Annotated in this window: 8 protein-coding genes and 1 tRNA gene; 8 read left to right on the forward strand and 1 reads right to left on the reverse strand. The window is 57.1% G+C overall.

The window, feature by feature from the left end; genetic code table 11:
* The first annotated feature begins 14 nt into the window (after positions 1-14).
* The 7 genes from CRO08_RS17475 to CRO08_RS00350 all read left to right on the forward strand — a co-directional run bounded on the left by CRO08_RS17475 (position 15) and on the right by CRO08_RS00350 (position 12,262).
* Positions 15-2,480 (forward strand): OmpA family protein, encoded by a 2,466-nt coding sequence (locus tag CRO08_RS17475; protein ID WP_097034606.1) that lies wholly within the window; start codon positions 15-17, stop codon positions 2,478-2,480.
* Between the two features lie 299 nt (positions 2,481-2,779).
* Positions 2,780-3,196, forward strand: coding sequence for a GtrA family protein (locus tag CRO08_RS00325; protein ID WP_072809649.1), 417 nt, complete (start codon positions 2,780-2,782; stop codon positions 3,194-3,196).
* Positions 3,197-3,211: 15 nt separating this feature from the next.
* Positions 3,212-4,699, forward strand: a complete 1,488-nt coding sequence (locus CRO08_RS00330; protein WP_097034607.1) for an acetyl-CoA hydrolase/transferase C-terminal domain-containing protein — start codon at positions 3,212-3,214, stop codon at positions 4,697-4,699.
* A gap of 131 nt (positions 4,700-4,830) precedes the next feature.
* The gene (locus CRO08_RS00335; RefSeq protein ID WP_097034608.1) at positions 4,831-6,852 is read left to right on the forward strand and encodes a histidine phosphatase family protein; all 2,022 of its coding nucleotides are present in this window, start codon (positions 4,831-4,833) and stop codon (positions 6,850-6,852) included.
* A 36-nt stretch (positions 6,853-6,888) separates the two neighbouring features.
* Positions 6,889-9,189: a histidine phosphatase family protein gene (locus tag CRO08_RS00340; RefSeq protein ID WP_141398167.1), complete on the forward strand. Its 2,301-nt coding sequence runs from the start codon at positions 6,889-6,891 to the stop codon at positions 9,187-9,189.
* A gap of 7 nt (positions 9,190-9,196) precedes the next feature.
* Entirely contained in the window at positions 9,197-10,744 is a 1,548-nt protein-coding gene (locus CRO08_RS00345) for a histidine phosphatase family protein (RefSeq protein WP_255252174.1), read from the forward strand.
* Between the two features lie 42 nt (positions 10,745-10,786).
* Positions 10,787-12,262: a PP2C family protein-serine/threonine phosphatase gene (locus CRO08_RS00350; protein ID WP_097034610.1), complete on the forward strand. Its 1,476-nt coding sequence runs from the start codon at positions 10,787-10,789 to the stop codon at positions 12,260-12,262.
* A 42-nt stretch (positions 12,263-12,304) separates the two neighbouring features.
* Here CRO08_RS00350 and CRO08_RS00355 read toward each other — a convergent pair.
* Positions 12,305-12,377, reverse strand: a tRNA-Lys gene (locus CRO08_RS00355).
* 163 nt (positions 12,378-12,540) lie between these two features.
* Here CRO08_RS00355 and CRO08_RS00365 point away from each other — a divergent pair.
* Positions 12,541-14,286: a beta-galactosidase gene (locus CRO08_RS00365; RefSeq protein ID WP_176495005.1), complete on the forward strand. Its 1,746-nt coding sequence runs from the start codon at positions 12,541-12,543 to the stop codon at positions 14,284-14,286.
* The last annotated feature ends 94 nt before the right edge of the window (positions 14,287-14,380 follow it).

The following is a 14,380-nucleotide window of genomic DNA, read 5'->3' on the forward strand; positions in this document are numbered from 1 at the left end:
AATAAGGAGTATAGATGAAAAAAGCAATCGCTCTTTCTCTACTTGCCGGTAGCATGGCCTTCGCCCAAAGCGGGTTGATGGGCGGTGTGGACGGTATCCACCAGCACAATGCCAGTACTCTTGGCCAGTGGAATTTCTCCATTGGCACGGGTGGTGACATTACTCTGGATTCCTGGTCCCTTACCCGTGGTGGCCTCTACACCTACAAGGGCAAGACCTATGACCTCAACCAGTGGGACTGGACTCTCGCCGGCAACTTCAATGCCGCGATTGGTCTTCTCGACTTCTTGGATGTCGGTGTGAGCCTTCCGCTCTACTACGACCACGCAAACGATGACGAAGGTCCGTCCGGTTACCTGGACATGTGGACCACGAGCCGTGGCGACCTTGATCTCTGGTTCAAGGTTGGCGTGCCGTTCAGCGACGAGAGCATCTTCGGCCTTGCCGCCATGTTCGACTTCTATATTCCGACCGGTGAAAATTCCGTGGGTACTCGCCCCCGCCACGCCTGGTACTTGAACGACGAAGGCTTTACCCAGCCGTTCTCTGCCGACGCCTTTGCGATGGCCGGTACTCTCGAGTTCACCTTGGACCTCACCAAGAAGAACATCCCCATTCGCTGGAACACCCATGCGGGCTTCGTGCTTGCGACGGGCGACGGCCAGGCCAACACGCTCGTCTATGGTACGGGTATCAACTGGCTCCCGCTCTCCTGGATGGATGCCTTCGTAGAATACTCCGGCGAATTCCGCGTGCAGAAGACGGGTTACCCGCGCGAAGCCATCGAAGACCCGATGCTCATTACTCCGGGTCTGCGCTTCCACCTGCCTTGGAACATCGACTTTGCCATGGGCCTCGACATTGCCGTCCGCGCTCTCAAGAACTTCGGTTACGACATGAAGGACGAAATGGAAACGGCCAACCTCTACACGGTCCGCTACATGGATGAACGTGGCAACAAGGTTACCTACGGCTACGTTCCGACTCCGCGCTATGCCGGTACTGCCGCCCTCGTCTGGCGCTTCGGCGGCAAGGATAAGGACACCGATGAAGATGGCGTTGTCGACAAGAAGGATTCCTGCGCCAACACCCCGAAGGGTGCCGTGGTTGATTCCCTCGGCTGCCCGCTCGATGGCGACAAGGACGGCGTTCTCGATGGATTCGACAAGTGCCCGGGTACTCCGCAGGGCGCTACCATTGACTCTGTCGGCTGCCCGTTCGACACCGACAAGGATGGCGTGTATGATGGCATTGACAAGTGCAACGAAACTCCGGAAGGCCACCAGGTCGGCATCAACGGCTGCGAAGGTGACTTCGACGGTGACGGCGTGGAAGATTCCTTCGACCGCTGCCCGAATACCCCGAAGGGCGTTTCTGTCGATACCACGGGTTGCCCGAAGGATACCGACAAGGACGGCGTGACGGATGACCTCGACAAGTGTGCCGACACTCCGGCCGGCTTCTCGGTTGACTCTCTCGGTTGCCCGATGGATAGCGACAAGGACGGCGTGCCCGATGCTCTCGACAAGTGCCTCAACACTCCGGCTGGCCTCCCGGTTGACTCTCTCGGCTGCCCGGCTGATGCTGACAAGGATGGCGTTGCTGATGCTCTCGACAAGTGCCCGAACACCAAGCTGGGTGCTCAGGTGAATGCTGAAGGTTGCGAAGGCGACTACGATGGTGACGGCGTACCGGACGATGCTGACCAGTGCCCGAACACCAAGCAGGGCGTGCCTGTCGATTCTACCGGCTGCCCGGCCGATAGCGACAAGGACGGCGTGTTTGACGTGAACGACAAGTGCCCGAATACTCCGGCCGGCACCACCGTTGACAACACCGGTTGCCCGATGGACTACGACAAGGACGGCGTGCCCGATGACAACGACAAGTGCCCGAACACCAAGCCGGGTATCACTGTCGACTCTACCGGTTGCCCGCAGGATAGCGATAGGGACGGCGTGTTCGATGGCCTTGACCAGTGCCAGGAAACTCCGGCCGACGTCTCTGTTGACTCTGTCGGTTGCCCGATGGATACCGATAAGGACGGCGTTGCCGACTACCTCGACAAGTGTGCCTACACGCTCGAAGGCGTGAAGGTCGACGAGAAGGGCTGCCCGCTCGACAAGAAGCAGGACCTCAACGAACTGAAGCACGGTATCGAGTTCCAGACGAACTCCACCAAGTTCACCAAGAACAGCTACGGCAAGTTGAACGACCTCGTGAACCTCCTGAAGCAGTACCCGAACGTGAACCTTGAAGTTCAGGGCCACACCGACAACGTCGGCTCCGCCAAGAAGAACAAGGCTCTCTCTCAGAAGCGTGCTCAGGCTGTGGTTGACTACTTTGTGAAGAAGGGTGGCATCGCCGCCGACCGTCTCCGCGCTGTCGGTTTCGGTCCGGACAAGCCGATTGCCAGCAACTCCACCAAGAAGGGTCGTAAGCAGAACCGTCGCGTGGAATTCGTTCCGTTCGACAAGTAATTCTCGCTAAGAGTTTGCTGAAAAAGCACCCGCAATCGCGGGTGCTTTTTTGCACACCGAAGGTGTGCACATGCACCTAATTGAAAATTAGGTGCATGTCGGGAGGGTCTTAGGGAGGGGCCGCCGTGCGAGCCCCGCCCTTTTCTCAAATGCACACCGAAGGTGTGCGCGTGCGCTTAATCGCCTCTATCCTAAAATAATTGCCTTGCTCTAGGCGATTATGCGCGCGTTGGGTGGGTCTTAGGGAGGGCTAGCCATGCGTATGCCCTCCCTAGTCTCAAAAATTCTAAATTATACACGTGCTCCATTTCATCAAGTACAATGCCATTGGTATCATAAACACGCTCATTACGCTTGCCGTGGTGTGGGTGTTGCACCAGTGGCTGGACTGGGGCAAGGAAGTCTCGAACTTTCTGGGGTTCGTCGCGGGTGGCGTCAACAGCTACCTCATGAACCGCATCTGGAATTTCAAGAGCCATAACCGCAAGCGGACGGAAGTCGTGCGGTTCCTCGTTGTCTTTTTGCTGAGCTACGCGCTCAATCTCGCGGCGCTCGAGGGCACTGCGTACCTGCTCGAGAACGCGCAGTGGTGCAGGTCGTTTACCGTGTGGATTTCGCAGTTCATGAAGCCTACGTACTTTGCGAACATTGTCGCGAACATTGTCTACGTGCTGGCGAGCTTTATGCTGTATAAGAAGTGGGTTTTTAAGAAATGACTGGTGGTTTATAGCATGAATTGGATTGAAGGCAAGAAGTGTTCCGCGGAAGATGCCGCGGCGATGATTCAGGATGGCGATATTCTTGGCGTTTCGGGCTTTACGCTCGCGGGTTACCCGAAGGCGGTTCCCCTCGCGCTTGCCGCCCGCGCCGAAAAACTGCACGCTGCCGGCACGCCTTTCCAGGTGACGCTCTATGCGGGTGCATCGACCGGCGACAGCTGCGACGGGGCCCTGGCCCGCGCAGGTGCGCTCAAGCTGCGCATGCCCTACCAGAGCAACCCGAGCCTCCGCAAGGGCATCAACGACGGGAGCATCCGCTATATCGACGCGCACCTCGGCAAGATGGGTTACCTTGTGCGCACGGGCGCAGTCCCTGCGCCCACTGTCGCCGTGATAGAAGTGAGCGCAATTCTCCCCGATGGACGCGTGTGCCTTTCTACCTCGGGAGGCAATTCGGTCTGCTACCTCGACATGGCGCCGAAAATCATCCTGGAACTCAATACCCGCCTGGGCGAGAGCTGCGTCGGCATGCACGACGACGCCCTCCCGGAACTGCCCCCGCATGCGAAGCCCCTGCCGGTCTATTCCGCAGGTGACCGCGTGGGTAGCGAATTTGTCAAGATTGATACGAATAAAGTAATTGCAATTGTCGAGAACGACGCGTACGACGAGGTGACCCCGTTTGTAGAACCCGACGACGTTTCCCGCAATATCGGCGAGCGCATTCTCGATTTTATCCGGTTCGAGGAATTGCACGGCAGGCTCCCGAAGGGAATGGCCTACCAGAGCGGAGTCGGGAAGGTCGCGAATGCCGTCCTCTGCGCGATGGCGAACGACGATCGTCTCGGGCGCATCGACCTGTTCACCGAAGTCATCCAGGAAGCGGTGCTCCCGCTACTCAAGAAGGGCAAGCTCGGTGTTGCCTCCGGCACGGCGCTCACGCTTTCGCAGGCGGCGCAGCAGGAGTTCGTGCAGAACGCCGCCGATTGGAAAAAGTATTTCGTGCTCCGCCAGCAGGAAGTGAGCAATAGTCCCGACATCATCCGCCGCGTGGGCGTCATCTCGATGAACACTGCCCTCGAGGCCGACATCTTCGGGAACGTGAACAGCAGCCTGGTGTGCGGCTCGGCCATGATGAACGGCATCGGCGGCTCGGCGGACTTTGCCCGCAACTGCGCCCTCGGATTCTTCCTCACGCCCTCTGTCGCGAAGGGTGGCGCCATCAGCAGCATCGTGCCCTACGTGAGCCACGTGGACCACACGGAACACGACACGCAGATTTTCGTGACGGAGCAGGGCCTTGCCGACCTCCGCGGGCTCGCCTCGGAAGACCGCGCACGGCTCATTATCAAGAACTGCGCCCACCCCGACTTCCGCGAACCGCTGACCGATTTCCTGGAATACGGCCTGAAGCATGCAAAAGGCAGGCACCTGCCGCTCGCGCTCGAACGCGCCTTCGAGATGCACAACCGCTTCCTCGAAACCGGGAAGATGCTCTAGGAAAGCTCGGCTTTCGCATCATTCGCATTTGGAATGCCCGATTTGCGGCATATTTTTGCGCATGTAAGAAAATTATTATATCTTTAGAACGGGTGTGTGACTCCACGTTTGTACGTTCATGGGGCGTTTTGATGGGTACACGAAAAGAAAATAGACTTGCTACTTTTTGGGCATTTGTGTGTGCGCTGGCCTTCGGGCTTGTTGCCTGTGGCGGCGATTCCTCATCTGCCTCGCCCGAAGAACAGGTTCAGGATTCCTCTTCCGACGAGCAGGTTCCGGAATCCTCGTCTTCTGATTTTAAGGCTGATGCCCCGGACCCGGCAATTTCTTATTCGTCTTCGGTCAGCGCCAGCAGCAGTTCCGTGCAGACCTCCGATACGGTTACGGTAGGTGATACTCTTGTGTCGGACGATACCCTTTCGCACGATACGGATTGGGTCAGGAATCCGGATTCCGTCTATTATTTTAGCCGTCTTGCTATTGATGGCCGCGTGTCCGCGTTATTCGGCCTGACTCCGAACTCCTCGATGAGGATTGAATATCTGGATACCCAAAGCGGCATCTCCTCGAACGGGGTGGATTCTGGAAGTGTTTCCGTTATCGAGGCCTTTTTACCGATCACTTACTGGAAGCCCTATGTCAGGGTGTCAATCGATGGTATCGCTCTCGGTTTCCCGGGTGCATCGGCGGTTGCAGGGATTTCGCTTTCGGCATTGGGCGATTTGACTTTGAGCGATACGGTGAAAGTGGATTTTGTTTCGACCGCCGAACTTTCGCGTGCCGAAACCCTTGTGGCCGCAGGGCAACCCCTGGCCATGGCGATGGAGCAGGCGGCAACAGAGGTTCTGCGTGTGTTCCACATGGACGATTTTACCGACTTGTCTGAAGAGGATGTGGCGGCACATTTCCTCGCCATCCACCTGCTTGTTTCTTCGCGCGTGGCGGTGGGCGATGGATTTGCGTTTGCAGATATCGTGGACGACATTGCGGATGACGGACTCTGGAATGATTCGGCTGCACGTGCGGCGGCTGCTGACTGGGCTCTGCATGCGGATGCGGAAGATGCCTTTGCCGGAGTCCGTGAGTGGCTTTCGGATCGGGCTCCGTCTGTTCCCGGTTTCGAAAAGTACCTGCGCCTGTTCTACCAGAAAGAACTCGGGATACCCGAGTGCAGTAGCGAAAATGTGGGAACGGTGCTCCATGTGGGGAATGTCGCGAGCCGCTACTTTGTTACGGACGAATCGGATTTTTCGAAGGTCTCCGAGCGGTTTACCTGCAATGCTGCAGGTGGCATAGAACTTGCCTCGGAATCCCTGAAGGATGTTTATGCGTTCGGTGAAGGTAAGGCTGGCGAAGTGCGCCAGGGCGCATTTACCAAGAACCGCTACTACACTTACAGTTCTTCGAAGAACGCTTGGGTGCCCTCTACCGAGGTGGAGAAGGACTCTTACTTTGTTCAAATGTCGGCGATGTCGACCTTTACCGATATCAAGGATGTTTACGAAAGCATCAAGCCGAATGAACGCGTGATTTTCGTGCTCCGCCATGCGGAACGCGGTGACGATACGAGCAAGGGCGGTTCGCTTACGGACAATGGCAAGGCACAATCGAAGGCAGTCGGCGAAAAACTCACCAAGTTCGAGGAACCCTTCCTGCTGGGCGGCTCCGAATTCAAGCGCGCACACCAGACGGTAGAATACATCGCGAGGGGGCGTGGTCAGCAGTACGATGTACGTGACACTTTCCCCGAACTCAATGACGACTGGTACACGTTTAGCCAGGAAGCGAATGACAAGGCGAAGTCCGACTGTAATTGTGGCGGCTGGGAACTGACTTCCAAGTATGCCTACACGGGTGCCTACACGTCTGGCGACAAGGCGGCGTTCTATGCGCTGGACGAACGCTCCGTGGAACTGATTGTTGATGTGCTCCTCGCGAAGTACAACGACCCGACGCAGCGGTTCGTGATGCTCAGTTCGCACGACAAGGTGATGGTCCCGCTGGTGGTCTACTGCACGCAGGGCAAGGTGAACCTCAAGAAGCATGACGGCGGGAAGTGGCTCAATTACCTCGCGGGGGTCGCCATTATCATTGACGAGCTCGGAAACAGGCGCTATGTGCCCGTCAAAGGGCTCGATTCGGCCTACATGTAGCCGTAATTCCGGTTTATTTTACTATTGTTCCTCATTATGAAGACGACATGGCCCCTAGTACTGCTCGCCTTTTTTCTCGTATGCTGTGGTTCTGACAATCCTGCATCCGAAGACCCCGCTGTCGACGATCCGTCTGGCGGGGATATCGCTTATTCCGGCGGCGAGCACTCCGGAGGGCATTCGAGCGGAGGCCATCATTCGGGCAGTTCGAGTTCCATGAAGGTGGAGCCCATCTCTGCGGTGACGGACACGCTGATTGAGGACACTACTGCGGTGGCAAGCAAGAGCGACCTACCGGCCTGTACGCCCGACAAGGAAGGCGAGTCCTTCTATGTCGAAGGTGAGCGTGCCCTCTATTTTTGCATCGGGTCGGAATGGCACCCCTCCGAAACGGTGACGGAAGTTTTCCAGGTCGGTTGCCACAATGGCGTCTTGACGCTGAACATGACTGGCGAGGAAGAAGAGGTGGAAGAATCTCCCAGCCAGGGGCAGACGAACCCTTGGGGCGGTAACTTTAACTTTGGCGGTGGTAGCACGTCCTCGGCGCTCGACACGATGCCCGCGCGTCGCCCCGGTGCGCACATTGTGGGCATTGCCGAGAAGGGGCCGTTCCGTTACGGCGCTTCCGTGAAGATTATCGAACTCGACAGCACGCAGAGGCTTGCCGATTCCAGGAAGACGCACAAGACCTGCATTACCGAGGCTGCGGGCAACTTCAGTTTCGATAGCGTGGACCTGGTGTCGCCGTACCTGCGCGTGGAGGCGAACGGGTATTTCCAGAACGAACTGACCGGCGGGCTTTCTTCGCACATGGTAACGCTCAAGGCGATTGTTGACGTGACGGACCGCGATACGGTGAACGTGAACATGCTTACCCACATGGAATCCCCGCGCGTCTTGAAACTTGTGGAGAATAGCGGCAACAACCAGCCGATACGTTCGGTGAAGGCTCAGGCCCTGAAGGAGATTCTCGGCTCGTTCGAGATTAGCCTGGGTGGCTCTTCGGGCGGTAACAGCGCTTTCCCGGGTTGGGGCTGGGGCCAGCAACAGCAGACAACGACTTCGACCGACGGTCGCTTTGCCGAAGACATCAGCCTGTTCGACGGTGACGAGTACAGTGCGGCGCTCCTTGCGGTTTCTATCATGATGCAGAGGAACGGCTCCGGCAACGACATGCTCCAGTACACCTCGGGCATTGCCGAACGTATCAAGGGTAACGGCAACTGGGACGACAACAACGCGAAGGCGGACCTTGCGGACTGGCTCATGGTGCTCGATACGAGCGGCTCGTACGCGACTATCAGGAACAACATTGCAAGCTGGAAGTTGGGCGAGGTTCCCGATTTCGAGAAGCACCTGCGCAACTTCTGGACAAGCATCTACCAGTTCGGGGCCTGCAACTCCATGACTGCGGGGACCGTGAAGCACGTGAACAACAGTTTGAGCAAGTTCTTCATTTCGTATTACGAACAGCCCGATGGCCCTCGCACGCGATTCATTTGCGATGCCGAGACGCACCTGTGGCGCGCGGCAACCGATATCGAGAAGGATACGGTCGGCTTTGGCAAGGGCGATTACGACGGGCAAATCAAGAACGGCAAGATTAACGCAGAAAAGTATTATGTCTACGAGCAAAGTAAGGGCATGTGGCGCGCGGCGACAGGCGACGACATCATGGAATTCGTGGATATCGCGGAAGTCATGGCGGGCCTTGCTCCGGACGAGAAAGTCATATTCATCTTGCGCCATGCGGAACGCACCGACGATACGGGCAAGAAGGGCCACCTGACGGATGGCGGCAAGAAGCAGTCGAAGGCCGTGGGCGAAAAGCTCAAGGGTGAGCAGATTTATTTCGCGAACTCTACCTACACGCGCAGCATGGAAACCTGCGAAGGCGTGGCTTCGGGTGCGGGCGTGACCTATACCGAGAACACCATTGCGGACTTGGATGGCGAATGGTACGTGAAGGACGAATCCAAGTACGAATCCTGCAAGAGTGAAAACGGCGGTGGCTGGCAGGCGACTTCTGCGTATGCCTACAAGGGCGGCATTTGCCCGGGCGTCTACTACGATTTCGATTCCCGGAGCGAGGCGTTTATTTTGGACATTGTCAAGCCGGAATTCGCGAAGGTTAACCGCGTGGGCGTGTGGATTTCGCACGATACGTTCGTGGTACCCATAACGGTTTACGGTTCGAACAAGAAGGTGAACCTGCGCTACTTCGATACCAAGCAGTGGATTTACTACCTGGCAGGGCTTGCCGTCATCATGGATTCGAAGGGCAACATCCGCTATGTGCCGGTGAAGGGGCTCGACAAGGCGACTATGACGATGTAGGTGTTCGGTGAAACAGGTTGTATGGTTTGTTGGATGCTTGGTGGCCGCCTTGGCTGGCGCGCTTGTTGCTGGTTGTAGCGACGGTCATGGCCCTGTAAACGGGTCGGATTCCCCTGAGGTTTACGAGACGATTGACGCCCCGCTCTTTGTCTATGAAATACTGGCAGACCGGATGGCTGCGGATTCGACTTCGATCGACATACTGGACATGTTGTCCGAACCGCGCGTGGAACAGCTTCTGATGAACCACGTTCCCGAGGAACTGGTGCATGTGCAGGCGAAACGCGAAGCGGCCGCCGCCTTCGGGATAGATTCCGTACAGCTCGCAAGCGATTCTGGTGCGGTGATGCTCGCCGTCTCTACGATGGTGCAGAACCGTGCCAGCAAGGAAGAGACGCAGAACTTTATCCGCAATCTGGGGGAGGACCTGAAGGGGGACGGCGTGTGGAACGACCCGAACTGGAAAATCAGGATTGCGGACTGGGTCGTAGGGCTTGATTCCAGCTGGCGGTATAACGATGTCCGCAACAACGCCGCTCCTTACTATGGCGGGAACGAACCTTATTTCGAGAGGTACATGCGAGAGTTTTTCCCGATTGCCTACGGGTTCGAACCGTGTGGTACCGCGAATGCAGGGACGGTCACGTACGTGAACCAGGGCCAGAGCGTTTATTTCGCGAACAACTACGAGCATGCGGACCATTCGCGGGTGCGATTCATCTGCGATGCAAATGGATTCCAGTGGCGCGTCGCGAACGCTATTGAGAAGGATACCGCGGGCTTCGGCGCGGGCGAATACGACCGCGAGATTCGCGAAGGCCGCGTGAACCACGACAACTACTACATATTCGATGCGGGCAACTGGCGCGTCGCGACCCCGCAGGAGGCCGACGGCTTTACCGATCTCGTAGATGTCTACGCGAATCTCAAGTCGAGCGAAAAGGTGGTGTTCATCATCCGGCACAGCGAGCGCACGAGTGAAACGGGCGCAAGCGGCCACCTGACCGACAACGGGAAGAAATATGCCCGCGAGCTGGGCGCGCGCCTTGCGAAAGTCGGGACGGAGGATTTCTACTTCGGGTATTCGGGCTACACGCGCACGTACGAGACGTGCGAGAACATTGCGCAGGGCAAGGGCCAGGTGAACTACAGCATCGTGGAACTCCCGTACATGGATGGCGCGTGGTACGTGAAGGATGCCGACAAGGCGGAGGCCTACACGAATTCCGATGGCGGTGGCTGGGTGGTGTATTCCAAGTACGGGTTCACCGGCGCCTACCCGGATGCATTCTACGATTTGGAAACGCGCAGCGAGCAGTTGCTCAAGGACCAGATTCTTGCGAACATCGGGAGCATGAAGCGCGTGAACGTGATGTGCACGCACGACTACCTGGTAGTGCCATTGCTTGCCTACACGACTGACGGCCATGCGAACGTGCGCTACTACGAGAAGAACCGCTGGGTCAACTACATGGCGGGCGTGGCGATGATTATCTCTGCCGACGGATCCGTGCGCTATATTCCCGTGAAGGGCCTCGAAACGGGAATAATGTAACTGCGACGACAAAAAAGATATATTAAAGAAAAACGGCATCGTATGATTTTTTCGCGGATAACTAGGCTACAGGGAATCGGGGTGATTGTCGCGGCTGCAGTCGTGCTGGAACTTGCGGCTGTCGTGCAGTATGTTTCCATGAGGCATTCCATTTCGTCGCAGGTCGAAGAAATGGCGCAACGCGACCTGAAGGCGACCAACCATATCGTCGAGGTGAAGCGCATTGCGGAAGATGCCATTGCCGGCGTGTTGCCCGAGGTGGAACGCCTTCTTGCCCTGGGGCAGGAGGATTCCCTGCACCGAGCCCTGCGCCGGGTCGTGAGTGAGCATCCCGAAATCGTGGGTGTCGACTTTGCCCACCGTGTGGGCGAAGATGGCGTGCGCAACGGGTACTTTACCTTCGTGGACGAATCGACCGGGAACATCGCGGATACCGTCATAGGTTTCGACTACACGGAACGTTCCTGGTACCGCGACGGCATCGTCAGCGACGGATTCTGGAGCGAGCCCTACATGAGCCGCTATTACGTTATCCTCATGTCCACGTACTCGCGTGCCGTGCGCGATAAAAACGGGAATGCGGTTGCCGTCATCGGTGCGGATATCCCCATGCACGAACTTTCGGCGCTCTCCGTGCAGCTCTACGAAAACCAGCAGCGCGCCATGTTGCCCGTTATTGCCTTCCAGCTGTTTGGCCTGTTGCTTCTCGGGATTATCATTTACAGGAGCATCCGGAGTGCGCGCCGCCTGAACGAGGCGAATGCCGAAAAGGAATTCATAAACAGGGAACTCGTAATCGCGAGCCGTATCCAGCAAGCGATGCTCCCCACGGAAACGTTTGTCGATGATGCCATCGATGTTGCTGGGAGCCTCGTGCCCGCCAAACAGGTGGGTGGCGACTTCTATGATTATTTTGTCCATAACGGCAGGTTGTACTTCAGCATCGGCGACGTGTGTGGCAAGGGGATCCCGGCGGCACTTTTCATGTCGATGACACAGGCTGTTTTCCGTTCTGTCGCGACCCACAAGGACCGCCCCTCGGATATCGTGCGCAGCATGAACACGCAGGCAAACCGCGGGAACACCACAGGAATGTTCGTTACCTTCTTTGCGGGCGTTCTGGACCTTTCGACAGGGCTCCTGCGCTATTGCAACGCAGGGCACGAGCACCCGCTTGTCATATCAGGGAAAAACGTTCGCACGCTGGATGCGAAGTCGAACCTGCCCATCGGCGCGATGGAAGGGACCCGCTACGTGGACCATGAATCGCAAATTGCCCCCGGCGATACGGTGCTGCTCTTTACCGACGGGCTTACCGAGGCGATGAACGCGGAAGGGGAACTTTTTGGCAGGGAACGCGTGGCTTCTACTGTTTGCGGACGCAAGGTGGAAGGCGACGAAAGTGTGTCGCAGTTGCTGTGCACGATGTCGCAGGCGGTTGCGGGATTTGTGCGCGGTGCCGAACAGAGCGACGACCTCACCATGCTCGCCATCCGCTACAAGGGTGCCGCTCGGTAATAAGCCTAAAAGAAAAACCTCTCCGCTGGGGAGAGGTTTTCGTGGATGATGCAGGGGTCGAACCTGCGACCCGCTGATTAAGAGTCAGCTGCTCTACCAACTGAGCTAATCATCCGAAGGTCTTTCGACGGGCTCAATTATAGAAAAATTTTGCCCCGTGGCAAGGGGTCTGGTGGCAAGTCCTGAAAAAATATAGAGGCAAACTGGGCGTGCCGAGGTTATATTTATGTATATATATGGTGTGCCCGCCTAAACCCGTTAGACGTCAAGAGGTTAGAATGAAACGATTTGCGTTGCCCGCTATGCTGCTTTCCGTGGTTATGGGTCTCGTCGCCTGCAGTGACGACAGTAGCAGTTCTGCCCCGGTCGAGGAGTCGAGTTCTGCGGACACGGTGCCAGCATTTACTTCCAGCGAATCCGGGGGAACAGAGGGTTCGTCTAGTAGCTCTTTACTTACATCGTCATCCTTGACCCTATCGTCTAGCGACTCCAGGGTGACAGAAACGATAGGATCCAGTAGCGCCGATACATCTCGCGTGAATTCCAGCAGCAGTCTGACTGGAACCAGCAGTAGTTTGGCTGGTGAACCCGGCGACACCTCCAGAATCTCCTACACTCTCAGGCGCTTCGACGGTCCGCTCACGAACCCGCACAAGGGCTTTACGGTCCCGACCGAAGCTGCATGGACCTTTGACCCAGGATTCGAATACGGCCCCCACGGCTCCCTGAACAACGGCGCATGGAACCTGGTTACCTACGGTTCCGGCTACCAGCAGTGGAACAAGCTGAACCCGGCAAAGGGTGTCTACGACTGGAGCGGGCTGGAAGAACTGCTGGAAGCGCTTGCGGCGCACAATATGGGGTACGCCCTGCGCGTATTCCCGTATTCGCCGTCATTCATCAGGGACGATAGCACCCCCGAGGAGAACTACGACTGGACTCCGAAATATGTTTACGAGGCGGGCGCGAAAAAGATTACGGCCAGGTACAAGGAAAATGGTGCCAGTGCGGCCGTTCCCGTGTGGGATGATTCCGTCTACCTGCATTACGCGAAGGAATTTGCGACGGCGCTCGCGGCAAAGTACGACGGCGACCCGCGCATCGAATACATCGACGTTCGCTCGTTTGGCGAATGGGGCGAGTGGCACGTCTCGAACCTGGACGGCAGCCACATGCCTTCGGTTGAAATCCAGAAGGACATGCTGAAGCATTACGCCTCCGTGTTCAAGAAATCCCTGCTGGTGCTCCCTTCCGACGGCTATGGCGACGTCTATACCTACGCGCTAAGTCTCGGCATTACCAAGCGCGACGACTGCCTCATCGGCATTCCCGGGACCGCAGATTCGCTGGTGCGCGCCTACGAGGCGAACATGCCCACCGTCGCGGAGAACTGCGGCGGCTATGCCATCATGCTGAACTACACCGACATCATTCCCGGCGGCTACCTCAAGTGGACTCCGGAGCGCTGGGTCGATGCCATCAGGACGGCGCACCTGACCTACTACGTGCTGGACCAGGACTTCGACGATTGCGGTTACCGGTTCTACAACGACAACAAGGCGCTGGCGGATTCCATGACCAAGGTCATCGGCTACAACTTCACGGTGACGCACGCGGAACTTTTGACCGTCGCGCCGCCCACCGCGGGTAATTCCGCCGATGCTGCTGCGGGCAATGCTGAGACGAGCACGTTGAACATTACCGTCAGGAATACCGGCGTGGCGCCCTGCTTTTTCGATATCTACATGGTGGCGGAATTCGTCGACAGCACTGGCAAGGCGCTTGCGCAAATCGGCGAGACGGTCCACATACCCAAGGGCACCTTCAAGGACGATAGTTCGCAGGAGTTTGCTTTTACATATAAAGTTGCAGCGGGGGAGAAAAACGTTGCGACCCTGCCGGGCGTTTCCGTGGCACTTTCGCTCTACGAGAGCGAAGGCGCCTTCAGGGGCGGAAAAGCCTCGACCGTCCGTTTCGATAACGAGGGCCTCCAGAAAAACAACAAGCTGCTGCTGAAACCGTAGTTTTTCAGAATCTGCCAATATGGTTCGCGAACGGTGCTTTTACAGGCTAAGTACTGTTTTTCCCGCTTAATCTTTCGTCTATCGTCTATCGTCT

It is taken from the genome of Fibrobacter sp. UWT3, assembly GCF_900230125.1.
GTDB lineage: Bacteria > Fibrobacterota > Fibrobacteria > Fibrobacterales > Fibrobacteraceae > Fibrobacter.

Excerpts from the sequence above, each read along its gene's own strand:
- CRO08_RS00340 (WP_141398167.1), top strand. The coding sequence starts at position 6,889 with ATGAAGACGACATGGCCCCTAGTACTGCTCGCCTTTTTTCTCGTATGC.
- CRO08_RS00365 (WP_176495005.1), top strand. The coding sequence starts at position 12,541 with ATGAAACGATTTGCGTTGCCCGCTATGCTGCTTTCCGTGGTTATGGGT.
- CRO08_RS17475 (WP_097034606.1), top strand. The coding sequence starts at position 15 with ATGAAAAAAGCAATCGCTCTTTCTCTACTTGCCGGTAGCATGGCCTTC.
- CRO08_RS00350 (WP_097034610.1), top strand. The coding sequence starts at position 10,787 with ATGATTTTTTCGCGGATAACTAGGCTACAGGGAATCGGGGTGATTGTC.
- CRO08_RS00330 (WP_097034607.1), top strand. The coding sequence starts at position 3,212 with ATGAATTGGATTGAAGGCAAGAAGTGTTCCGCGGAAGATGCCGCGGCG.
- CRO08_RS00335 (WP_097034608.1), top strand. The coding sequence starts at position 4,831 with ATGGGTACACGAAAAGAAAATAGACTTGCTACTTTTTGGGCATTTGTG.